This is a genomic window from Nocardioides maradonensis, assembly GCF_054777115.1.
The window spans coordinates 99,274-119,089 of record NZ_BAAHAZ010000012.1; the positions used below are offsets into that span (position 1 = coordinate 99,274).

Sequence of the window (19,816 nt, forward strand, 5' to 3'; positions counted from 1 at the left end):
GGCTACTTGGTCGGGATCCCGTGCTTGGCGACCCAGCGGGCGTAGTTGAACGACTTGATGACCTTCGGGCGACGAGTCCTGTCGATGCCGGACTGGTGCTGGCCGGCGAGGCCCTCGGATTCGTTCAGGTAGTCGACCAGTTGGGAGGAGCCTTCGCCGGGGTGTCCCTGCGAGGCGCCTCCGTCGATGAACTCACCCACGACGGTCGTGAAGTGCTTCAGGTCGGCCGGCAGCGGGAAGCAGTGGACGTGGTACTCCGAGACTGAAGCCCAGGAGCCCGTGTGCCTCCACCAGGCCGCGGCGCAGTGGTTGCGGAAGAACCACTGGAAGCGCAGCCAGCGCCAGCGCGTGGTCGGGCGGCCCAGAGTGCCGACGAACCCGAAGTCGAACACCGCGTCGTAATCGTGGGTGCCGGCGGAGGGCGCGTAGCCCGAGTGGTAGCACGGCTGGTACATCACGAGCCGTGACCGCGGGAAGACCCGCGCGAAGTCGGCGATGATCCAGTCGAGCCACGCGACAGTCCGGCGAGAGGCCTTGAAGGTGTGGCCGAGCCGGGTGACCGTGATCAGGTCGGTCTGTTCCAGTGCCATGCTCCCGACTTCGGACAAAGCAAGAAGCCCGGCCCCACGAGGGAACCGGGCTTCTTGACCGCTTCGATCAGACGCCGCTGACGATTTCGAGGTACTCAGCCGCGGCTCTGAGACGAGCCGGATCGTTGCCGAATTGACCGATCCCGATGTTGCATCCCTGGCAGATCGCGCCCCGGAATGTGCTCGTGTCGTGGCAATGGTCTGGGACCAACTTGGCCTCCCGACTGCAGATCGCACAGCGTGATTCCTGCGCTTCCACCAGAGCGTCGAACTCTGCCGGCGTGATCCCGTAGCCGCGACTCTTGAACTGCCAAGCTCGTGTCGTTGCGGCGTCGACCGTACGGCGCGCGCGCTTGTAGCAACGCGAGTAACACTTCTTGCTGCAGTAGCGCTGCTTGCGTTCCGAGGTGCGGATGAAGATCTCGCGACAGGTTGGGTCGGCGCAGACCGCTTGGCTGAATGTGGGGCGTTGACGATTCTTGGCCCGCCACTCTTTCCCGTACTCCTGCCGACACGGCTTGCACCACGGGTTCGTGCCACCAGGCCAGAGATTCGTCTTGCACTTAGAACACAATCGAGGGGCCCCATCCCAGTTGGATGAGACCCCTCGATGCTCAGACTCTGTCATGGCCAGTACTTCGGCCCAGAATCTTCCAGCCGGGCTATACCCCGGAAACGATCCTTCTGGCCATCTCCGGGTGGGAGATCACGCCGCCGACATCCGCGCGGGCGCGGAAGTGGTAGTAGTCCGAGGTGTTCTCGACCCACGCCTTGGTCTTGACGCCACCGAACTTGGCGAACTTGCCGACGGTCCCGCCGAACACCCAGAGCTCGTTGTCCGGGATGTACGACTGGTCGTTCTCGTCGGTGTAGTTCTGGAGGCGGACGATGTTCGCGCCCCGGTACACACCCAGGCGACCCATCTGGCGGATCTCCGCGGTGCCCTCGGGGTCGAACAGCGCAGCCGCGTCGGTCACCACGGCGGAGATCTGGTCGATCATCTTCGCCCGGCCGGCGATGGTGATCGGGGGCAGAGCGCCGGCGTTGTTCGGACGCAGGGCGTCGTGAACGTCGGTGATCGCCTGGTCCAGCTCAGCCTTGGTCAGGCCCGTGGTGGCGTTGACGTAGTACGGCGAGGACGACGGGATCGCGGCCTGCAGCATGTTGAACGCCCGGCGGTTGATCTCCGCGTCGAGCCGCATCATGCCGAGGGCAGCGAGCTCCTCGATCGTCTCGGCGTAGTTCGCCTGCAGCTTGTCCTCGAACTCGCTGACGTGGAAGCCGAGCGTGTCGTGGGTGAGGGTGAACCGCTCGGTCTTGAGCTGGCTTTCCTCGATGTAGCCGCCACGCGCGGTCCAGAAGACCTGGAGGCCACGACGCTCGCGCCAGGAGATGATGTCCTGGGCGCCCACGTTCATGAACTCGATGTAGGTCGGGAACAGCGAGTCGAACCGGAAGCCGTAGTCCCAGCGCTCGGAGAGGATGGCCGCCTGCTCGCGGTGCCACTCCGGACGGTCCCAGTTGTCCTTGGCCTCCTGGTTGAGGGCGGCCTTGGCACGCTCGTACTCAGCGAGGTTCTCGGCCACGTTCCGACCGAAACGGTTCAGACCGCTCTTCGCTGCGAGCAGGTCATCAATCGTCTTGCTCATGGTTTACGCCCCCTTTCAGAAGGTGATGACGGCCTCGACGTAGCCCGTCGAGACAGCGGTGACAGTGAGCCAGTGGGGAGTGGTCGAGCCGTCGGACTTGACCCACTTGGTGCCGTTCCAGCCGAGACGGTCGCCCACGGCGACGCTGGTGGTGTCGACGATGTTCACGGCAGCCTTGGTGCGCCCGCCCTTGGAGTACGCAGCGGTGTTGCGCATCCAGACCTTGGTGCCCGGGCCCGACCAGACGATCGAGTACTTGTCGGCCTTGGCGGTGCCCAGGTCGATCGAGTCGTGGTCCTGGACGTCGAAGAGCCCGAACATGTGGCTCTCCTCCTGGACCAGGAGGCCGGACTTGCCGGTGACGGGGGCGGCGTTGGCCGCCGACTGCTTGAGGTAGCCGGCGCTGGCGGGGTCGATCTCGACGGCCGTTCCGATGAGGAAAGCGCTGCCGACGGGGGTCTTCAGGCGACCCTCACGCGTGGCGTTGTTCTCGTCGGAGCGGCGGAACCCGAAGTTCAGTCCGTAGTCGGATGCCATGGGTCACGCCTCCTTCGGGGCGAAGCGGCCGAGGAGCAGGCTCCGGGCCGAGCTGGTGGGCTGCGCCGGCTGGCTGCCGGACATCGCGGACTCGCGCGGGACGCCACCGGAGGCGCCGGCAGCGGGAGCGGTCGCGGCGAGGTCAGCGACGTAGCCGTCGAACTGCTCCTCGGAGAAGGCGACGATCCGGGCAACCCGGGCCTCGTCCTTCAGGAACTCCTCGCCCATGTGGGCGGCGGCTTCCTTGACCTTGGCAAGGCGCTCGTCCTTGCGCTCGGCGGCCTCGCGGAGTTCCTCCAGGCCGCTCTTGAAGGAGTCGAACTCCCCCTGGATCTCGGTGACCTTCTGCTCCGCGGCGACCTTCGCGGCGATCTCGACGTCCAGCTTGGTAGCCAGGTCGTCGCGCTCCGCCTTGAGGGAGTCGCGCTCAGCAGTCAGGTCGGCCGTCTCCTTGGCGACGCGGTCTGCAAGCAGCAGGGCCATGTCGTTCTCGGTGAACGTCTTCTCGTTCTCGCCGGCCATGCCTTCCTCCTCACCTATGAATCGGTGGTCGGAGTTGGGCCCGACCGCTCGGCGAGGTACTTCGGCAGCGGCTTGCGTCGTTACGGCAACGGGCGTTTAGACGCCGGTTAGCGGCGTCCGTTCGCCCATTCGAGGATCGTCGCGGCGAGGGCTTGGGCTTGGTCAGCAGTGATGCCGTCGGGGGCGAACTCGGCCCTCTCGACAGACTCAGCGGCCTGGCGCATGACCTCCATCGAGGCATGGGCATCGGCCGGCCGGACGGGCGGAATGATGATCGCGGTGCCCAGGAAGATCGGGTCGACGAAGCGCCGCATGGATGACCTCTGGCGGAGGTGCTCGCAGGTCTTGCCGGCGTTGTAGTCCGAGTAGGAGAACTCCTCGCCACAGCCGGAGAGGCCGTTGGGGCCGTCGAGGCAGGCGACCGCCCGGGAGACGCACTCCATCGACTGCATCAGCTGGCCGTCGGCTGCTGCTGCTTCGATGACCGCGGCCTCGGCCGGGAAGAGGAACTTCCAGATCGCTGCGGTGGAGACGATGTGCGCCTGGTGCGTGCCGCTGGCCGCCTGCTCGCGCTCGGGGACGTACTGGCCATCGAGAAGGCTGCCGACGATCTTGGTGTCGTCGTGCAGCCAGTTGACGGGCCCGCCGGCGACGGTCTTCTCGCCGAGCTCCAGGTCAGCGGCGGTCCAGAAGGCGCCGTTGGCGTTGGGGTAGTCGGCGCCGAGCATCCGGCCGCGGAGGTAGGTGAAGCCACTGTTGGCGGCCGAGATCTCGCGGAGTGGCGCAGTGATGAAGGTCCGCCCTGAGGCGGCGGTCATGACGAACGCACGCTCGGGGACGATCAAATCGCCCTCGATCTCCTCCTCGCCGTCGTTGAGGTCGTAGACCTTCGCCGGCAGGGGGGAGGCATAGCGCTGGCGGAACAGGTCCCGCAGATCGCCCAGGCTTCGCTCGCTCATGTCGTTCACTTCGGGCTCTTCTGGCCGGACGCGCTACGAGGACCGGTCTTCCCCTGGGGGGACTGAGGCGAGTCTCCGCCGCCCTTCGGCCGGCCGCCGCGTGCTCCCGAGACCTGCGGTGCCTCGGGCTGCTGCTGGCCGGTACCGCCATCGGGCCCGGCCGCCGAGAACGGCACCATCGTCTTGAAGATGTCGTCGAACTGCTCTTCCTCGATCTCGCGACGAAGGGCCTCGACGTTCTGGTCGAACCCAAAGTATTCGAGGGTCGACTCCCGGGAGAGCTCGTTCTGGGTGCGCAGGGCTAGGATGGCGGAAGTGACCTCGGCGTCGGAGTCCAGCTGGACGTTCCGAGGCGTGAAGGTCAGGTTGGGCTCCTGCTTGAAGATTCCGTCGTTGAGTGGGTGCTCGACGACGGCGCGAGCCAGCCGCTCCTCCAGGACTCGCTTCATCATGTGCCGGCGGTTCTCCAGGAGGCGGGCCACGCCGCGGGCGACGGTCAGGCTCGTCTCGTTGCGCTGGCCGGAGCTCGGGATCGTCAGGGCGCCGAGTGTCCGCGACAGGATTCGACGGTCGAGGGTGTCGTACTTGTCGGCCGTCAGGACGAACTCCTGCGGCGGCACGATGATGTCCACCTGCAGGCGATGGTCGCCAATGATGACCGGCAACTTCGCGATGACCTTGAAGTTCTCCTTCAGGTTGTCGATCTCCTCCTGCTTCGCCGGCACCTGATCCGTGCCCTGTCGAACAAGGAGGATGAAGTTCGCCTGACCGACGAGGGCCACGCGGTCGGCCTCGATCAGCTGCTGCTTGAGGTCGAGGAGGGCGAAGGTGCTCTTCAGGCGCAGCGAGGGCATCCGCTCGTACGTCGACTTGGTCCGGCAGTAGCGGAAGACGTAGTTCGGGTTCAGGTACAGCAGCCGCTTGGTGTTGATCCCCCAGCCGGCCAGCAGCATCTCCTCGGAGCGGTCGAGGTTCAGGACCGGGCCGGCGGTGAACTGCTGAAGGACCGGGTCCTGCATCGTGCCGTCGGCGAGCGCCATCGCCGCGGCGAACTCCTCCTGGGTCGCGTGCCAGGCGAGGCGATCCTGCCCGAACGGGCCGGGCCGGAGGGCGACGACCTTGGTCGGGTCGAGGAACGTCGCGGCGAGCGGTGCCCAGACCGTCTTGGTCTTCTTGGACTGCTTGCCGGCCGGCGTCTTGGTCCGGATCTTGTACTCCTTGGGCCCCCACCAGAAGCCGCAGATGACCTGAGAGTAGGTGAACTCTTCGCGGTGCCAGGTCCGGACGAACTCATCGAGGTTCAGGTCGCGGTTGATCTGGTTGAAGATGTCTGTGGTGTCGGGGTCCTCGGACTCCCACTTCAGGCCCTGGAAGGCGAGGCCCTCGGTGACGTCACAGACGCCGCCGATGATGTCGTCGTTCTCAACGGCCGTTCGTGCGATCAGCATCTGCTGGAACGGGTTCTCGGGGGCGACGTACGCCACTCGGTTGAAGATCGAGGGCTGCGTCTTCGCGGTCCGGCTGCGGTCGACCCAGTTGGCAACCTCGCGGGCGATGTGGTTGACGGTCGCGTTCACGCCTGACCTGGTGTCGTAGTCCATGTCGCCGACGGCGTTGATCCACGGAATGCCGTCCTCGGTGCGCTCTTCGGTCGTCATCAGATCTGCCCCCTCAAAGTGGCGGCATCGAGCTTCTGGACCTCGATGAGGCGAGAGGCGGACTTCCATTGCCGCTCGCATTCCGCGAGGAATCGTTCGACCTGCTGGGTTCTCACGCGGGTGTACTGCCGATCGAGGCCCTCGACGCGGTGGAGGAGGACGCAGAGCTCGGTGAGCCGGGCGGTGTAGGCGCTGCACTCGCGCATGACCATGTCGGCGGGCTTGGCGTAGAAGGTCCGGATCGCTGCTGCGATCAGGTCGAGTTCCTTCTCGATCTCTGCCCGTGGGCCGAGGTGGCCGGCGGGGCCGAGCGCCATGACCGGGCTCAGGAAGCCCTGGATGATCTCCGCGGTCGACGTGACGTCGTCCGGGGCCGATGCCCCGAGGTCGCGACCCTCTTCCATGACCGTCTTAGGCATGCTCGGGACTTCGGATGAACCGTTCTCAACGCATCTGAACGCCTAGGAACGCCTCAGAAGCCGAATCGAGCGAGCACTGGAGTCGTCACGGGCCTGGTGCTCAGGACCTCTTCGATGTGCATCAGCTCCTTGCCGGCGAAGCACATGAAGGCCGCGTCGAGGGTGTGCAGCGAGCCGCCCACCATCCGTGTCTTGATGCCGGCGGCCGAGCCCTCGTCGCGGACATACATGACCTCTTGCCCCTGCCATTCCTGGAGGAGCTCCGCGTCGTAGGGCAACTCAATGCGACTGTTGTCGACGTACTTGCGGAGTTCGTCCGCGGCGAAGGAGACGACGTTCTTCTCGATCAGAGCGTCCTCGGGACGCTCCTTCTCGCCCAACTCCCTGTCGTCAAACTCGACGGCGACCTTCTGGGAGAACCCGTAGCCCTTGATCCGCCGGCTGATGTGGTCCGGCGTCCGGCGGTTCTGGACATGGGTGCCAACGGCCTCCGGATCCAGCTCCTGCCAGAGGGGGAGGCCGTTGCCAGTCTTGTCCAGCGAGTATCGACGAAGGCGTTCGCCGTAGAAATCGAAAATGTGCCGGATCGCGGCGGCCTGGTCGGCAGCCGATACGCGCATCAGGTGCACGCGGGCCAACAACCGCATCAACGATGGGGCGCCCTTCTTAGGCTCGGTCTCCCCGAAGATCAAGATCTCCGACGGGTCGCGTGTGAAGCCGACGTCCTGGCCGGCCCAGAAGTTGAAGTACTTCTCATCCAGATGGCTCGCGGGGAACTGCAGGAAGGTCTCGATGGGTGCCCCGGACGATTTGAGCAGCTCGTCGTTGATCTTGATCTGGGCGTAATGGGCGTCGTTGTACTCAGTAGCCCAGGCGTTCTCGTTGATGCGAACACAGGCCATCAGGCGGTGCAGCACGAACAGGGTGGCGCTGGCGTCGCCGTGGTCACCGTAGACGTTGCGCCGGTAGTCGACGTTATCCTCGGTCCCGCCGTAGATAGCGATCTTCGCCTTGCGTTCGTCCGTGCTCCACGAGGGACGGTGCATGGCCATGTAGCGGTGGACGTAGAACGGAATGTCCGGGTTCTCAGTCTGGGTGTACCGGTAGTACCGGTCACGGACGCCTCGGGACACGCCATGCACCCGCCACTGGGCGCCCGGCGAGGCCGACTTCATCGTCTCGACGAGCTCGACCCAGCCGTTCTCCGGGAAGTCCTGCCCCTCGTCCATCTCAATCTTGAGCGGGTGCTGGCCCTTGACACCTCTGCCATCGCGGTTCGGAAGCCGGCTAACCAGTCGCGCATTGTTGATGAAGTGGCACTGGAACTGCGGCTGGTGGTTGATGCCGTTGCCGCGCTGCTTGGGCAGCATCTCCCTGGTGAGCCGGTGGGACAGGATGTGGTGCTCGATCTTGTCCGTGACCGGCCGCAGGTGGTTGAGCTCGGGGGCGGTGATGAGCATCTCGGCGCCGGGGTAGTTGAAGACGAAGGCGTTGGCTCGCATGATCAGGCCCTGGGAGTTGTGGGTCGGGATCATCGCCCTGCCAGCCAGGAACATGTGCGATTCGGCCTCAACCTCGATGCAGCGGACCGGACGTGTCGGGACCTCGCGAACCGCGACCACGCGACGATGGGCAACGCGGGTGTTCTGGGTCACCGGGCGCCACGCCGCGGCCTTCCTCGCAAGATGCGCCGGCTGGACGAGTGGACGCCATGTGACGCGGTAGCAGACCCCGACATCGACTCCGTTCAAGATCATCGGCCGCTTGGTGATCCTCGGCTTCTCGCCCAGGCTCGTAAGCAGTTCCATGATCCCCATCGCCAGAATCTCGTTCTTCTGAGTGATCTCCGCGTAGGAGTCGGCCATCCGAATGTGGCCGTCACTGTCGACCAAGCCGGCCAGCAGGTCACGCCGCTGGGCCTCGCTGGCTCGCAGATAAACGCTTGGGATGTGCTTGTTGTTGAGCACGCCAACTCTCCGCAGGACCGCAGCAGTAGATCGAGTCCCCCAGTTGTGGCAGTCGACTCCGGGGAACGTGACGGTCCAGCGATACTTGGCACTGGCCGCCTGTGCCACGACGAACCCTCGCTCACGCAACTCATACATCACCTCCGGATCAGCGGAAGTGATGTAAGCATTCGCAGAGTTCCCGTCACCCAGCCAGAGACCTAGGTAATAAGGGTCCAGCGGAAGGTCTGCCTCGGGCAGTTTCAGAGCGTCAGCGAGCTCAATGCTGTGGTTGTTCTCTCCACCGCACCGGATGGTCTCTTCAATCTCAGCAGTCGTCCGAACACTCGGTCGACCAGACGCTCTGCCAGCCGCGGCCGAGCGTCGCTCCGCCCGGGACCACGTGCGCCACAGGTGATCTGCGTCGGCGACGACTGTACTGCCGTCATCGAACTCGACTTCCAGGCATCGACGGTCCTGAAGGACCTCGTACGCCCGGCGGACACGGGTAGGGCGACCCAGGTCGTCGAGCACCTCATCGCCAACCTGAAGGTCGCCCATCACCGTCCATCCAGTCGGGGTGGGAACGGGCGTTGTGACATCGAGAGCCTTACCCAAGCTGCGGCCCATGTGGTCGATCTGGTAGATCGACTTGTTTCGATACAGCGGCCACTGGAACGGCCACAGCCGGTAGCAGGCGTCGGGCTGCTCCTCGTCGATCCAGGAGAACTCCGCGAGGTCCACCCCGGAGTCGTCCATCAGGATGGCTGCAAGGAAGCACTCCTCGTCCGTCATGCTGCGCGCGCTCATGCGGGCGACTTCGTCGGTTATTGGCCCCGCCAGGTGCGACGGTCCTGGATGCCCCGCACAACGGCCGACGGCGGGTGGCCCAGGTGCCAAGTCCCGCAGAAGTCACACAGATAGGCCTGGAGCCGGACTCCGGGGTGATTCGTCCGGGCCACGTGCTTGGCTTCCTTGCGGCTGGAGTGGCGGACCTTGCCGGAGCAGGTCGACTCGTAGTTGAACGCCATCAGTGCCCCCGCGAACGGGCGTTCCGATGTGGTCGAGCCAAGCCAGAGAAGCGCTTGAAGACCTCTGCGGAGAGGTCGGGGTGGGCGGTGAAGGCGCTGTCCATCAGCGTCATCACCCACAGCCGGCGCCACTCTGCAAAGTAGCTGGGATGCACCCGGAGTGGCTTGGCGACGGCCTCGATGCGCTTCATGGAGCCGGTGATGTCGTGGACGCTGACGATCGGTCGCTCACCGCGGATGTAGCGCCCAAGTACAGGATGTTGTACGCCTGCCTGGGCAGCGAGCCATCGCTGGCTGCGCCCGCGGCGCTCCAGCAGTTCGGCGACCGCCTCGCCGAATGGGGTACCAGTGAACTCGGGCGTCTCCATGAGCGCCCAGAGGGCCTCGATGCTCGGCGGCTTGTCGGCACCGTAGGTCACCCGGTAGATGTCGGCCAGGAGCCGGTTGAGGATGTCGGGGTTCTGGGCGAGGAACTCGTCCCAGAAGAGCGCATCGTCTGCGCGGGAGGCGAGTGGATGTGACCGGAGGACCTGCTGCCAGGTCATCAGATGGTCCGTACCCAGTACCGCTGGCCGTCAGGCTTGTTCCGGAAGTGCTCGTCGATCTCGTTGTACGCAGGCTCCAGGTACTCCGTGATCCAGTCGAGGATCGCCTCGGCGTTCTCGATCCCGAGCTTCCTTCGCTCGTTCTCGTTCGAGCGCTTGTAGGCCCCGACCATCGCGATCAGCTCGTTCATAAGCTCCAGCGCGCGGTCGGACTGCTCCTCGCGCATCACGCCGAACTCCTTGGCGCGCTGCAGGAGGTTCGTGATGTACGCCCCGACCGAGTCGGCCTGCTGCGTCGCCTTCTCGCGCTCGGCCTTGGTGACGCCCAGTTCCTTCTGGAGCTCAGTGATCTGGGCGGAGATCTCCTTGATGGCCTTGCGGTACTCGCTCTCCTCGCGGGATGAGAGCAGCGTCGCTTCGTAGTCGATGCCGGCCAGCGTGTACCACTGGTAGCGCTGGCACTGGACCTCCAGCATCAGCAGGCGATCGACCTGGCGCTTGTCGTTCTCGTGAGTGAACGTGTACTCGGCGAGGTACTTGGCCTGGGCTTCCTCGTAGAACTGCTTCTCGGACGGGTGAAGAAGCTGAATCTTCTGGCCCGTGACCGACGTGACTTCGATCTTCTGGCGCACCGTGGGTGCTGCCGGATCGACCTGTGGCTCCTGATCGGACAAGGTTTACTGCACTAACCGGGTCGCAAGAAAAGCCTACCGGTTCTGGAACTCAAATGGTTCCAGAACCTATTCGTCCTCGTCGCCCTCGTCCCCGTCATCATCGCCGGCGTACTCATCGAAGGCCGCGAAGTAGGTCTCGATGTCGGATTCCGCGAACATCTGGTGCCAGCGCAGCAGGCCGAGGGTCTGCGACGGTGTCTGGGAGGGGGCGCCGCCAATCGCCCAGCAGTGTCGGCCCTCGGGGTCGACGTACTCGATGCAAACCGTGAAGGCAGTCGCGAAACCACCGCCGAGTCCCTGCAGCCACTGGTCGACGCCGGCCTGGACGACCCGGGAGACCGCCTGGTTCGGGGTCTCGTACTCGACCTGCTCCTCGTCGCTCATCTGCAGCTCCAACAGGTCCGGGCTATCGTCGGCTTGATCCGGCCGCAGAAGCAGGTGTCGTAACCGGTCGGAGGCACCGGGGCGGCGGCGTACATGCACGGCCGGCAGGGCCGGTGGCGCTTGTGCTCGACACAGAGGAGGTCGCCGGCCTCCGGGTCCGTCAGCATCTCTAAGTGGTCCTGGCCGCAAGCACAGTCCTCGACGAGTGGCTTCTTCCGCCTGGGGCGGGAACGGGCGTTACTGGGTGCGCGCGAGCCGAGCGAGAAGACCTGTAGGGCTACGTAACCCTCGGCGACGCCGTACTCGACCTCGCCGCGGAGGCGGACCACCTGCTTGTCGTCGGCATACAGGACTCCTGCATTGCCGGCATCGAGCACACATTTCTGGAGGTTGTCGATGTCCTTGCGACGGTTGCCGACGACACCGAACTGGCAGTGGATCTCTAGGTCCTCGGACTCATCACGAGGGACGGCCCCCGCAGCCTTGAAGGCCCTGGCCAGATCTTTCTCGTACTGGGCCGTCCGCTTCGGGGTGTACGAGCTGCCGGTCTTGCGGTTGAATCTCGGTCGCTCCTTGGCGACTGGGTCGATCACGACTCGCAACTCGAAGACCGGCAGCATGCTCACTGCTTCGGAGGAAGAGAAAGCCCCCTGGCGTTCTCCGTTGTCCGCAACGATCCAGGATGCCTGCCAGGGGGCACTGGGAACTTCGGATTCAACCAACGCCCTTGCGCCCGGGCCGAAGATCCTGACTACGCAATGATCCGAGGATGCCTTCTGGTCTCCCCCCGGCCGCTCAAGGGGCGCGCGATCCAACTAACCGGGGATGTCTGCCAGTCGTTGATCGGGGAGCCGCTCCCTAGAGAGAGGTACGCCCTGAGGAGGGCACCGCTTTCAACATCATCTGCCTGATGGGCCGATAGCCGCCCACAAGAGCGGAAAGCGCGCGGAGTTTACGGAGCGTGCGCCACCGCGAGGCGGCGTACGGACCATCACTCGGGGAGAATCTCGAACTCATCCCCGCAGCACTCCCGAGCCAGGCTCGGGACACACCAGCACTGACCACAGACCTGGCAGACCCAGAGATCCTCGTAGCTCAAGAACGGCACGACCTTCCGCAGAAACCCGATGCTGGAACCGCAGCCACCCACCTCCGTCGAGGAGATGAGTGACTGTGGGGCCAGCCTCAGTAGGGCTCGGCCGGGTTCAGGTCCCGACGGTCCGGGAAGTGCAGAGGGCTGACCTCCAGCTCCACCGGCTCGCCGTCCTCGAAGGCCTCGTCGAACTCCTCGGGAGTCGGTTCGCCCTCGGGCCCGGCCTCCAGGGTCTCGTCCACGGGAACCTCCGGAACGACGTCGGGGGTCTCATCCTTCTTGGCGGCCATCAGTCCTCCTCCTTGTCGTCATCCTCGGGGTCCTCGACCTTCGGGAGGTCGACGGGCTGCGGGGCAGCCTTGGTGCAGCCCGGGCAGGGCACGGCTGCACAACCGCCATCGGGCTGCTCGACGGTCGGCAGGGCCGCACCGCACGAGTAGCAAGGCGCCGAGATGACGCCCTTCTCTCGTTCCATTTCCAACTCCTTCTCCGGTGGATGGATCGGGAGGGACTTCGTCGGAGGGCTGGAATCGGGAAGTGGTCCGGGCGTTAACGGGCGTTGAAACGTCGACTACGCCACGCTCTTGCGGAGATGCCGATGCTCTGGACATGGGTGATAAAGGGGCAGCATGGCCCGCGCTCACCGTGGGGGACATGATCCGGACCCCCTTCGGTGACGCGGTGATCCAGGTCGTCGACAGCCAGGGCCTTCTGGTCAAGACAGATCTGGGCGTCTGGGACTACGCGGAGATCGAGTTCCGAGGTTCGCTGGAAGACGGCGAGAGCGTCGTCGACTTCCTGAGCGGACCGCGCTTCGAGGTGCTGACCAGCACCGACTACGAGGTCAACCCCTGTACGTGCGGGTGCCGGGACTGCTCGGACACCCGGCAGCGTCACAAGCTGACGGGCAGAACCACCATCCGAGGTCATGAGCGCCGTGCCAACTGTCGCTGCGAAGTCACGGGCTGCCACTGCGTCGCCGTCATCCTGGAGCCCTGATGGGCCGGCCCGACCGCAACAGGGACATGTCGGCCTACTGGGAGGCGTACCGCGCCAACGGCGACCCGGAGGCCCTGGAAGAACTGTTCGTGCAGTACCGCTCACTGGCGCTCTACCTGGCCAAGAAGGCGCTGGCCAAGGCCCCGAGCCACCAGGACCACGACGACATCATCTCGTTCGCCATGCACGGTCTGCTCGACGCCATCCGCAGGTTCGACCCTGAGGCCGGCGTGAAGTTCGAGACGTACGCCACCAGGCGCGTCACGGGAGCCATCATCGACGAGCAGCGGCGGATGGACCCACTGCCCCGCACGATGCGGACCAAGATCAAGCAGCTCACCCAAGCCACCTCGGAGTTCTGGGAGCGCGAGAACCGCGACCCGACGGTCCCGGAGCTCTCCGAGGCGACAGGCCTCCCCGAGGAGCAAGTTCGGGAGGCCCTGGCCAGCCAGAAGACCATGGTGGCCGAGCTCAACCCGGCCACCGCGGACGACGACCCGGGAATGCTCAAGGCAGGCCATGACGAGGCCAGCGCAAGTGCCGAGCTGGCCGACCTCCGGAGCGCCCTGGCTGCCCGCCTGGCGGCCTGCAGGGGAGAGGCAGCGGCCGTCTTGGTACTGACCTACGCTGAAGGCCGGGAAGCGAAGGAGGTTGCGCACATACTGTGTCGCACCCCGCACCAGGTGAAGAGCATCCAATCGAAAGCCCTCGGGAGCCTCGCCGGTTAGTGGAACTCAGGTGGTTCCACTTTCTCCTTAATCGTGCGTACAGAGGGGGCAGCAGGCTTCTTTCTCCACCGCCCATGTCGCCCGACATGATGTGACCGAGAGGCCACACTCCTCGCAGTCGCCCGGCTCGTGGATCCCGCCCATTTCCTGGTAGCGACGCCAATGGCTGGTCATGCCGCCGACTTCGGACTACTGCTGGACGATCTTGATGACGAGCGTGCGGTCGTCGGTCCGGCCGCCATTGGTGGTGATCCGGTTGACCAGCTGGTACCGCTGTCCGAGGGTGCCGCCGGAGACCCAGATGGTCGCGGTGTTCTCGGTGTTGGACTGGGCCTCGACGGTGATGCCGGCCGGCGCGATCCACTCCGAGGAGACGATCACGTCGTCGCCGGAGGAGGCCAGCCAGTCCGTCCAGTCCCGGGTGTAGTCCAGGGTGGCGTCGGGGTCCTTGATGAACGTCGGGAACGACATGATTCCTCCTAGGAGCGGGGGTCTGCGGTGGTGATGACCGTGCGGTCCTCACTGATGACCTCGACGCGGTACTGCGCCTCCGTCACGACCGTGCGCTCTGGCGGGGTGGTGACCAGGATGATCAGGGTCGCCAGGAGCGCGACCGCGGCAGCGACCTCGGCGTCCATCAGCTGGTTGCTGACCGCCCGGTCGGCGGCGGCACCGAGGCCGGATAGGGCCACGCCGGCGGCCAGGTCCAGGCGCACGCTGACGTCGACCAGGCCAGTCGCAGTCAGCGTCGGGGTCGTCGCGGTCGTGGCCCGGGTCGCCGTGGTGCTGAGCGTGCCGGTGGCCGGCCGGGTGACGTCGAGCTGAGCGGTGCGCGTTGCCGTAGTAACGGACGTTCCCGTGCCAACGAGGTCGATCGGCGTGACCTGGGAGCCGCGCGAGCTCGCGTCAGCGATCGTGCCGGTGCCCTGCAGATCGACGCCGGCCGCGTGGCTGACCGTCGCGTCCGCGGTGATCGAGGCGTTGCCGGTGAGCACGATGGCCGCAGCAGCCACCCGGTCCGCCGTCGAGGCGACCGACCCCGTGCCGGCCAGAGCGGCTCCGCCGGCCGGGCCCGACTGGACCGAGCAGTTGAACGCGCCCGTGCCAGCGAGGGTCGCCGAGATCACCGTGCTGACAGCACCATCCGGGGCGATCGAGGCGTTGCCGGCCAGAGCGATGTCGGCGGTGTAGGGGGTCGAGTTCGTCGCGTCGCTCGTCAGCGAGCCCGCGCCGGTCAGCGCCGCGTCAGCGGTCGCTGCACGCGTCCCGTCAGGGCTCGTGGTGCCCGAGCCGGCCAGGGTCGCGCTCATGCTGGAGGTCAGGACCGCGGTGACGCTCACCGTGCCGGTGCCGGCCAGGGAGGCGCCTGCTACTAGGCCGTGGACGGTGTCGACCGGCGTCGAGCCGGCGCCCGTCAGGGAGGCGTCCGCGTAGGCGCCCCGCTGGCCGGCAGCCGTGATCGCGCCAGTGCCGGTCAGTGTGACGTCGCAGTGGTAGGTCAGCCCCAGGCTCGCACTGACAGTGCCGGTGCCAGCCAGGGTGGAGTCGATGCTCTGGCCACGCGAGCCGACCGTGGCGATCGAACCCGTGCCGGCCACGCTGGAGCCATCAGTGGTGGCGCGCGCGTCGGCCGCGGTGACGCTGCCCGTACCGACGAGCGGTGCGTCGCCGTAGGCCCCGCGGACGGCGACGACCGAGATCGAGCCCGTACCCGTCAGGGTGACCGCGCCTCCACGTCCGGCAGACGCCGCAGCCGAGAAGGCGCCCGTGCCTGACTCGGTGATGTCGGCACTGGTCGCGCGCTGTCCCGCTGGGGTGATGCTGCCCGTGCCCGCCAGGCTGATCGCGCCCTGCTGGGTGAACTGGGCGCCCGAGGTGATCGAGCCCGTGCCGGCACGCGAGACGTCGGCGGTGTAGGCGAACGTGTAGGTGACTCGCACTTCGCCGCGCGCACCAGCTGCTCCGATCGCGGTTCCAATGCTGTTGGCGCCGCCGGATGCGCCACCGCCGGGCGCGTTACCAGCCGTGCCATTGCTGCCGACCGGGGCTGACTGGGACGCGCCGCCAAACGGGCCGCCGCCTGCGCCACCAGTGCCACCCTGGGTCGACGAGACGCCGTTTCCTCCAGCGCCACCAGCGGTAGCTGTTCCACCGACACCGCCGGTGCCAACTGCGCCACCGCCACCGCCGGCGCCGCCGTAGTTTCCGCCGTTCCCTGCCTTCGCCAGCAAGGTGCTCGTGTTGACCCACCAGGAGTCGGTTCCGGCTCCACCAGCAGTGTTGCCACCACCCGCGCTACCGCCGCTGCCGACGAACAGGTTGTAGACGTTGCCCGGAGTCACGGAGTACGAGGTGATGACCCGGTACTCGCCGCCGGCACCACCGCCGCCGCCGTTGTTGAGACCGCCAGCGCCGGCCGAACCTCCACCGCCCGCCAGCACCTCGACCTTGACCGAGGTGACGTTGGCGGGGCAAGTCCAGGTGGCGGATCCGGGGGTGGTGAAGGAGTCGGTCGTCACGTCTCAACTCCTGTCTGGAGTGGCTGGTCGACCAGCCGAGGAGTTACGCAGCGATCGGCGTGATGGAGACGCCCAGCGACGTGAGGGTCAGGGTGTCGCCGGAGGCCCACGCCTTCGAGGCGGTCAGCTGGGCGGTGTACTTGCAGTTGCCGGCAGACGAGGCGTCCCAGACCGAGATGTGCGTGATCGTCTCCGAGGTGCCACCGTTGGTCCACGACGGTGCGGTGCCGGTCATCGACATGGAGCCGGCCGAGGGGCTGGTGTGGGAGACGGCGACGCGCGTGGTCGAGCCCGCGGCGGCGTTGTTCGCACCCGAGGCGCCCGGGTCGCCGGTGTGGAGCTTGACGTAGGCGGTGCTCAGGGCCGTGTAGGACGCGCCACCGGTGCGGATCGCGTCGAGCCAGCCGTTGACAGTCGCGGCGACAAAACCTGCGGTCATGGTGTCTACTCCTCCTCAGCCGGCTCGGACTGAGCCTTCGCAGGAGTGACTTCGGCTTCCGCAGTGAAGCGAATCTGGAGGGTGACGGTGTCGCCAGGCTCTTGAGTCATGCCGGCTACTTCGGAGCCGGCGGTGTCAGAACGGGCGTTACGAGGCCGACAGAGTCAACGCGCCCGCGGCGACCGTGATCGTGACGGCCGTGACCGAACTGGTCAGCGCCCCACCGATTCCGAACGTGCCGGAGGTCGAGGCCGACCAGGTCCCGAAATAGGTCGCCGCGGTCGAGCCGGACGTGGTGAACGTCAGGGCAGACGAGTTGGTCTTGCTGCCCGAAGAGGCCGCGTTCCAGGAGCATGCCTGCCGGGCGTAACCGCCGCCCGAGAACTCATTGGCGCCGGTCGTCGAGGGACTCCCCGAGTGCAGGGAGACGTATGCGAGCAGGTTCGTGGAACCGCCAGAGAGCCCGTCCAGGGCCTGGTTCTCTGCGGCCGTCGAGGCGAGAGCCATGACTCAGGCCCCCTCGTACCGGAAGGTGCCCTCGACGTCCGGATGACCCTCCGCCGCGTGACGCTTCCCGATGAGGTCGGCGACTTCCTCGGCGATTGCGAGAGAGGCGACCTCGATGACACTGGGAGTGACGTCAACCGAGGTGCCGTCGGACAGAACGACGTCGCCCTTGATAGGGCCGGTCATGACCAGGTGGCTCATGGCCCCTACTTCGGAGCCGGGCCCAAACGCCCGTTTGACCGATCTGAACGGCCGTTGCTAACGGATACCGCGGCTCAACGCGGCTCGTTTGACGTAACCCGCCCTCAAGTTCCCGCCGCAGTTGTTGCAGCGATAGGCGGCGTAATCCATGACCACGGCACGGACCTCACCGTTGTGCGCGAGGTCCAGAGAGCCGCACTGGTTGCACACGCGCTCGTCACCATCGGTGGTGATGAACGGATGGTTCGGGATGTAGCCCCGCATGCCGTCGTAGACGGCGCCCGAGAGGACGATGTCGCCCTTCTGGTAGGTCAGGAGCTCGCGCTGCGCGTCCCGATCGCCGGCAACCGCCGCGTCAGCCAGATCGCGCGACCACTTGCCCTCCTTGCCCAGCGGGACGTTGAGGAACTTGGCCGCCTCGGTGAGGGACTTGGAGTGCCAGGCCGGGAACTGCTGCCGCATGACCTTGTAGGTGTCGACCGACTTGGCCGGCCGGGGGAGCGGGATGCCGTACTGGGGGAGTGACTCGCGCAGCCAGGGAAGATCCGCGCGATCCACGTTGTGACCGACCACGACGTCGGCCCGCTCCACGAGCTCCCACAGCTGACGGATCATCCGCTCGTGGCCGCCCTTGCGCCACTCAGCACCCGTTAGGATCTTGTCCGAGCCGTACCAGCGCGCGCCCCAGCAGATGATCCTGGGCGGCGAGAGTACGGCGTCGGAGGGGAACCAGGAGCCCTTGAACTGGCCGCGGTCCCAGAAGCGGACCTCAGCACGCCCCTCGACCCGCTCGACATCGAAGATCAGGATCGAAGACGTGCGCCGCTCGATCTTGGGGGACTGAGTTCGCTCACTGAGGGCCACGGAGTCGCTCCCTCGCGCCGCACTGGCCCCTGGCGTGCCGGCTGATGGCACTGACCGAGAGGGTTGGGGTGTCGGGATCGTCGGCCACCTCGTCGGCGATGGCGGGGAAGGTCCAGGAGGGGTCGGCCATCCAGTCGCGGAGAACCTGGGCATCTGCCTTGGGGAGGGCACCGAGTGCGACACAGACGGTGCACCGCGGGCCCTTCTTGGTGCTGGGGGCCGTCTTCGCGGCCTGCTGTCGGAGCGCCATGACCCGTTCTTCGTCGGTGGCCCGTTACCAGCCGCGCGAGAAGCGCGCGTGGCCAGGGCCGGGGAGGCTGGCCGCGGTCTGACGAGGGGCCCAGGAGGTGCCTGTCGCGGAGAGGGTTGGGAAGCCGCCCGGAGTTGGCGGAGGAGGAGGCGGGGGAGCGCCATCTCCGATGTTCAGGTAGTAGAAAGTTGGGTCGTTGCCGTAAGTGCCAATCTGGATGTAGTAGGTCGTGCCCGCGATTCCGTCGAATGAGACCGCGGAGTTGTTCGGTAGCGCTCCTGGGTTGACGTCCGGGTCGATGTCGTCGTTCGACGCGATGGTGGTGAGGCTGGCAAGGCCGCTTCCGGTGTAGATGCCGAGGGTCGTGTCGCCGTACGTCGGGTCGTGGAGGCTGTACGACCCGAACGTGTTGGCGTAGAACGTGCTGTCGGAGGTGGGCGTGAACGACCACCAGGCCGTGTGCCAGCTGCCGCCGGCAACCGTCGGTTCATCCGGGTCTTCCCGGGTGAAGTCGCCGCCGTCCTGCGAGTCGTAGAAGACGCCTCCCGTGAGGACGACTAGCCGAGCGTCGGCGAAGGCGTCGTTCGTCATGCACGCGACTTCGGGTCAGGCGCTGCGCTTGGGGAGGAAAGTGCGCTTGGTGGAGTCGAACGAACCATTCAGATAGGCGGGAACGTAGTAGAAGTCATCGAGGAAGATCGTCGCTGCTGTGTCCGGACCACCCGTTCCGCCACCCACATAGACCCGGGTTGTGTACATGGGCACTGGGCGGTGGGTACTCGCCGTCGCGATGGTCGTCCCTGCTGCATCGCTCAGGGTGAGCAGGCCTGTCGATGTGCCCCTAAGTTGCAGCCACTCGCCCATGTGGTCATACGGGGGCAACGTCACATAGTCCCCGGGGTCGGGGTATAGCTGACTCGCGGAGAGAACCGGGGTCGGAGAGCCCCCCGAGTTCGTGTTCAGGCTCCAGTTGAACGTCATGATCTCGGATCCGCTGAGCAGCGTGATTGTGGCATAGATGAGCCCGTTCAGCGGTACCGAGTCGTACTTGAACCATAGGCCGGCTTCCGCGACCGGAAGGTCGACCTCGGCACGGAAGCCGGCCGAGGCAAACGGGCCATCGGATGCGCTCGACGTGCATCGCACCGACCGGGCGCCGGAGTGCGCGACGTTGCTGAAGTAGCCCCTGTGAACGACCAGAAATTCCGCTCCCGAGGTGCCGGTGCCGGGTGTCTCCGGAATGGCTGCATTCAGGGTGCCGCCCTCGAAGTTCGCGATCGTCCGCGGTGGTTCCATGCCGCT

General features: G+C 66.2%; 26 protein-coding genes. 2 read left to right on the plus strand and 24 right to left on the minus strand.

Annotated elements, in window-relative coordinates; all coding sequences use genetic code 11:
• Positions 1-2: 2 nt before the first annotated feature.
• The 15 genes from ACYVAQ_RS15475 to ACYVAQ_RS15545 all read right to left on the minus strand — a co-directional run bounded on the left by ACYVAQ_RS15475 (position 3) and on the right by ACYVAQ_RS15545 (position 12,482).
• A complete protein-coding gene (locus tag ACYVAQ_RS15475; RefSeq protein WP_460791227.1) occupies positions 3-590 on the minus strand; it encodes a hypothetical protein in 588 nt (195 codons plus the stop codon).
• Between the two features lie 67 nt (positions 591-657).
• Positions 658-1,218: an endonuclease VII domain-containing protein gene (locus ACYVAQ_RS15480; protein ID WP_460791230.1), complete on the minus strand. Its 561-nt coding sequence runs from the start codon at positions 1,216-1,218 to the stop codon at positions 658-660.
• Between the two features lie 34 nt (positions 1,219-1,252).
• Positions 1,253-2,239 (minus strand): hypothetical protein, encoded by a 987-nt coding sequence (locus ACYVAQ_RS15485; RefSeq protein ID WP_460791234.1) that lies wholly within the window; start codon positions 2,237-2,239, stop codon positions 1,253-1,255.
• Between the two features lie 15 nt (positions 2,240-2,254).
• Positions 2,255-2,776 (minus strand): hypothetical protein, encoded by a 522-nt coding sequence (locus tag ACYVAQ_RS15490; RefSeq protein WP_460791236.1) that lies wholly within the window; start codon positions 2,774-2,776, stop codon positions 2,255-2,257.
• A 3-nt stretch (positions 2,777-2,779) separates the two neighbouring features.
• Positions 2,780-3,298 (minus strand): hypothetical protein, encoded by a 519-nt coding sequence (locus ACYVAQ_RS15495; protein WP_460791238.1) that lies wholly within the window; start codon positions 3,296-3,298, stop codon positions 2,780-2,782.
• 107 nt (positions 3,299-3,405) lie between these two features.
• Positions 3,406-4,257 carry a hypothetical protein gene (locus ACYVAQ_RS15500; RefSeq protein ID WP_460791240.1) on the minus strand — a complete coding sequence of 284 codons (852 nt, stop codon included), beginning with the start codon at positions 4,255-4,257 and terminating at the stop codon, positions 3,406-3,408.
• A 5-nt stretch (positions 4,258-4,262) separates the two neighbouring features.
• Positions 4,263-5,915: a hypothetical protein gene (locus ACYVAQ_RS15505; RefSeq protein ID WP_460791242.1), complete on the minus strand. Its 1,653-nt coding sequence runs from the start codon at positions 5,913-5,915 to the stop codon at positions 4,263-4,265.
• Entirely contained in the window at positions 5,915-6,334 is a 420-nt protein-coding gene (locus ACYVAQ_RS15510; protein WP_460791243.1) for a hypothetical protein, read from the minus strand. The genes ACYVAQ_RS15505 and ACYVAQ_RS15510 overlap by 1 nt, the downstream gene beginning before the upstream one ends.
• A 53-nt stretch (positions 6,335-6,387) precedes the next feature.
• Positions 6,388-9,090, minus strand: coding sequence for an LAGLIDADG family homing endonuclease (locus tag ACYVAQ_RS15515; RefSeq protein ID WP_460791245.1), 2,703 nt, complete (start codon positions 9,088-9,090; stop codon positions 6,388-6,390).
• Between the two features lie 220 nt (positions 9,091-9,310).
• Positions 9,311-9,856: a helix-turn-helix domain-containing protein gene (locus tag ACYVAQ_RS15520; protein WP_460791247.1), complete on the minus strand. Its 546-nt coding sequence runs from the start codon at positions 9,854-9,856 to the stop codon at positions 9,311-9,313.
• The gene (locus ACYVAQ_RS15525) at positions 9,856-10,488 is read right to left on the minus strand and encodes a hypothetical protein (protein WP_460791248.1); all 633 of its coding nucleotides are present in this window, start codon (positions 10,486-10,488) and stop codon (positions 9,856-9,858) included. The genes ACYVAQ_RS15520 and ACYVAQ_RS15525 overlap by 1 nt, the downstream gene beginning before the upstream one ends.
• A 108-nt stretch (positions 10,489-10,596) precedes the next feature.
• Positions 10,597-10,914, minus strand: coding sequence for a hypothetical protein (locus tag ACYVAQ_RS15530; protein ID WP_460791250.1), 318 nt, complete (start codon positions 10,912-10,914; stop codon positions 10,597-10,599).
• Positions 10,911-11,534, minus strand: a complete 624-nt coding sequence (locus ACYVAQ_RS15535; protein ID WP_460791252.1) for a RusA family crossover junction endodeoxyribonuclease — start codon at positions 11,532-11,534, stop codon at positions 10,911-10,913. Before ACYVAQ_RS15535 ends, ACYVAQ_RS15530 begins: the two co-directional genes overlap by 4 nt.
• A 565-nt stretch (positions 11,535-12,099) precedes the next feature.
• Positions 12,100-12,297, minus strand: a complete 198-nt coding sequence (locus ACYVAQ_RS15540) for a hypothetical protein (RefSeq protein ID WP_460791254.1) — start codon at positions 12,295-12,297, stop codon at positions 12,100-12,102.
• Positions 12,297-12,482 carry a hypothetical protein gene (locus ACYVAQ_RS15545; RefSeq protein WP_460791257.1) on the minus strand — a complete coding sequence of 62 codons (186 nt, stop codon included), beginning with the start codon at positions 12,480-12,482 and terminating at the stop codon, positions 12,297-12,299. The genes ACYVAQ_RS15540 and ACYVAQ_RS15545 overlap by 1 nt, the downstream gene beginning before the upstream one ends.
• 179 nt (positions 12,483-12,661) lie before the next feature.
• Between ACYVAQ_RS15545 and ACYVAQ_RS15550 the strand changes: the two genes are divergently transcribed.
• Positions 12,662-13,006, plus strand: coding sequence for a hypothetical protein (locus ACYVAQ_RS15550; RefSeq protein ID WP_460791259.1), 345 nt, complete (start codon positions 12,662-12,664; stop codon positions 13,004-13,006).
• A complete protein-coding gene (locus ACYVAQ_RS15555; RefSeq protein ID WP_460791263.1) occupies positions 13,006-13,734 on the plus strand; it encodes a sigma-70 family RNA polymerase sigma factor in 729 nt (242 codons plus the stop codon). The genes ACYVAQ_RS15550 and ACYVAQ_RS15555 overlap by 1 nt, the downstream gene beginning before the upstream one ends.
• A 189-nt stretch (positions 13,735-13,923) precedes the next feature.
• On the opposite strand, the gene ACYVAQ_RS15560 is transcribed toward ACYVAQ_RS15555, so the two are convergent.
• From ACYVAQ_RS15560 to ACYVAQ_RS15600, 9 genes are all read right to left on the minus strand, one after another.
• Positions 13,924-14,205: a phage fiber-tail adaptor protein gene (locus ACYVAQ_RS15560; RefSeq protein WP_460791265.1), complete on the minus strand. Its 282-nt coding sequence runs from the start codon at positions 14,203-14,205 to the stop codon at positions 13,924-13,926.
• An 8-nt stretch (positions 14,206-14,213) separates the two neighbouring features.
• Complete coding sequence (locus ACYVAQ_RS15565) at positions 14,214-16,253, minus strand: beta strand repeat-containing protein (protein WP_460791267.1); 2,040 nt, start codon at positions 16,251-16,253, stop codon at positions 14,214-14,216.
• Positions 16,254-16,296: 43 nt separating this feature from the next.
• Positions 16,297-16,692, minus strand: a complete 396-nt coding sequence (locus tag ACYVAQ_RS15570) for a phage tail fiber protein (RefSeq protein ID WP_460791270.1) — start codon at positions 16,690-16,692, stop codon at positions 16,297-16,299.
• Positions 16,693-16,839: 147 nt separating this feature from the next.
• Positions 16,840-17,199, minus strand: a complete 360-nt coding sequence (locus ACYVAQ_RS15575; protein ID WP_460791272.1) for a phage tail fiber protein — start codon at positions 17,197-17,199, stop codon at positions 16,840-16,842.
• A gap of 3 nt (positions 17,200-17,202) precedes the next feature.
• Complete coding sequence (locus ACYVAQ_RS15580) at positions 17,203-17,400, minus strand: hypothetical protein (RefSeq protein ID WP_460791274.1); 198 nt, start codon at positions 17,398-17,400, stop codon at positions 17,203-17,205.
• A gap of 57 nt (positions 17,401-17,457) precedes the next feature.
• Complete coding sequence (locus tag ACYVAQ_RS15585) at positions 17,458-18,264, minus strand: hypothetical protein (protein ID WP_460791276.1); 807 nt, start codon at positions 18,262-18,264, stop codon at positions 17,458-17,460.
• Positions 18,251-18,514: a hypothetical protein gene (locus tag ACYVAQ_RS15590; protein ID WP_460791278.1), complete on the minus strand. Its 264-nt coding sequence runs from the start codon at positions 18,512-18,514 to the stop codon at positions 18,251-18,253. Before ACYVAQ_RS15590 ends, ACYVAQ_RS15585 begins: the two co-directional genes overlap by 14 nt.
• Before the next feature lie 24 nt (positions 18,515-18,538).
• Positions 18,539-19,105 carry a hypothetical protein gene (locus ACYVAQ_RS15595; RefSeq protein WP_460791280.1) on the minus strand — a complete coding sequence of 189 codons (567 nt, stop codon included), beginning with the start codon at positions 19,103-19,105 and terminating at the stop codon, positions 18,539-18,541.
• A 15-nt stretch (positions 19,106-19,120) separates the two neighbouring features.
• Positions 19,121-19,810 (minus strand): hypothetical protein, encoded by a 690-nt coding sequence (locus tag ACYVAQ_RS15600; RefSeq protein ID WP_460791281.1) that lies wholly within the window; start codon positions 19,808-19,810, stop codon positions 19,121-19,123.
• Positions 19,811-19,816 lie beyond the last annotated feature (6 nt).

What these genes read in the sequence shown, in the direction of transcription:
- ACYVAQ_RS15475 (WP_460791227.1), bottom strand. Translation starts at nt 590, where the DNA reads ATGGCACTGGAACAGACCGACCTGATCACGGTCACCCGGCTCGGCCAC.
- ACYVAQ_RS15480 (WP_460791230.1), bottom strand. Translation starts at nt 1,218, where the DNA reads ATGACAGAGTCTGAGCATCGAGGGGTCTCATCCAACTGGGATGGGGCC.
- ACYVAQ_RS15485 (WP_460791234.1), bottom strand. Translation starts at nt 2,239, where the DNA reads ATGAGCAAGACGATTGATGACCTGCTCGCAGCGAAGAGCGGTCTGAAC.
- ACYVAQ_RS15490 (WP_460791236.1), bottom strand. Translation starts at nt 2,776, where the DNA reads ATGGCATCCGACTACGGACTGAACTTCGGGTTCCGCCGCTCCGACGAG.
- ACYVAQ_RS15495 (WP_460791238.1), bottom strand. Translation starts at nt 3,298, where the DNA reads ATGGCCGGCGAGAACGAGAAGACGTTCACCGAGAACGACATGGCCCTG.
- ACYVAQ_RS15500 (WP_460791240.1), bottom strand. Translation starts at nt 4,257, where the DNA reads ATGAGCGAGCGAAGCCTGGGCGATCTGCGGGACCTGTTCCGCCAGCGC.
- ACYVAQ_RS15505 (WP_460791242.1), bottom strand. Translation starts at nt 5,915, where the DNA reads ATGACGACCGAAGAGCGCACCGAGGACGGCATTCCGTGGATCAACGCC.
- ACYVAQ_RS15510 (WP_460791243.1), bottom strand. Translation starts at nt 6,334, where the DNA reads ATGCCTAAGACGGTCATGGAAGAGGGTCGCGACCTCGGGGCATCGGCC.
- ACYVAQ_RS15515 (WP_460791245.1), bottom strand. Translation starts at nt 9,090, where the DNA reads ATGAGCGCGCGCAGCATGACGGACGAGGAGTGCTTCCTTGCAGCCATC.
- ACYVAQ_RS15520 (WP_460791247.1), bottom strand. Translation starts at nt 9,856, where the DNA reads ATGACCTGGCAGCAGGTCCTCCGGTCACATCCACTCGCCTCCCGCGCA.
- ACYVAQ_RS15530 (WP_460791250.1), bottom strand. Translation starts at nt 10,914, where the DNA reads ATGAGCGACGAGGAGCAGGTCGAGTACGAGACCCCGAACCAGGCGGTC.
- ACYVAQ_RS15535 (WP_460791252.1), bottom strand. Translation starts at nt 11,534, where the DNA reads ATGCTGCCGGTCTTCGAGTTGCGAGTCGTGATCGACCCAGTCGCCAAG.
- ACYVAQ_RS15540 (WP_460791254.1), bottom strand. Translation starts at nt 12,297, where the DNA reads ATGGCCGCCAAGAAGGATGAGACCCCCGACGTCGTTCCGGAGGTTCCC.
- ACYVAQ_RS15545 (WP_460791257.1), bottom strand. Translation starts at nt 12,482, where the DNA reads ATGGAACGAGAGAAGGGCGTCATCTCGGCGCCTTGCTACTCGTGCGGT.
- ACYVAQ_RS15550 (WP_460791259.1), top strand. Translation starts at nt 12,662, where the DNA reads ATGATCCGGACCCCCTTCGGTGACGCGGTGATCCAGGTCGTCGACAGC.
- ACYVAQ_RS15555 (WP_460791263.1), top strand. Translation starts at nt 13,006, where the DNA reads ATGGGCCGGCCCGACCGCAACAGGGACATGTCGGCCTACTGGGAGGCG.
- ACYVAQ_RS15560 (WP_460791265.1), bottom strand. Translation starts at nt 14,205, where the DNA reads ATGTCGTTCCCGACGTTCATCAAGGACCCCGACGCCACCCTGGACTAC.
- ACYVAQ_RS15570 (WP_460791270.1), bottom strand. Translation starts at nt 16,692, where the DNA reads ATGACCGCAGGTTTTGTCGCCGCGACTGTCAACGGCTGGCTCGACGCG.
- ACYVAQ_RS15575 (WP_460791272.1), bottom strand. Translation starts at nt 17,199, where the DNA reads ATGGCTCTCGCCTCGACGGCCGCAGAGAACCAGGCCCTGGACGGGCTC.
- ACYVAQ_RS15580 (WP_460791274.1), bottom strand. Translation starts at nt 17,400, where the DNA reads ATGAGCCACCTGGTCATGACCGGCCCTATCAAGGGCGACGTCGTTCTG.
- ACYVAQ_RS15590 (WP_460791278.1), bottom strand. Translation starts at nt 18,514, where the DNA reads ATGGCGCTCCGACAGCAGGCCGCGAAGACGGCCCCCAGCACCAAGAAG.
- ACYVAQ_RS15595 (WP_460791280.1), bottom strand. Translation starts at nt 19,105, where the DNA reads ATGACGAACGACGCCTTCGCCGACGCTCGGCTAGTCGTCCTCACGGGA.
- ACYVAQ_RS15600 (WP_460791281.1), bottom strand. Translation starts at nt 19,810, where the DNA reads ATGGAACCACCGCGGACGATCGCGAACTTCGAGGGCGGCACCCTGAAT.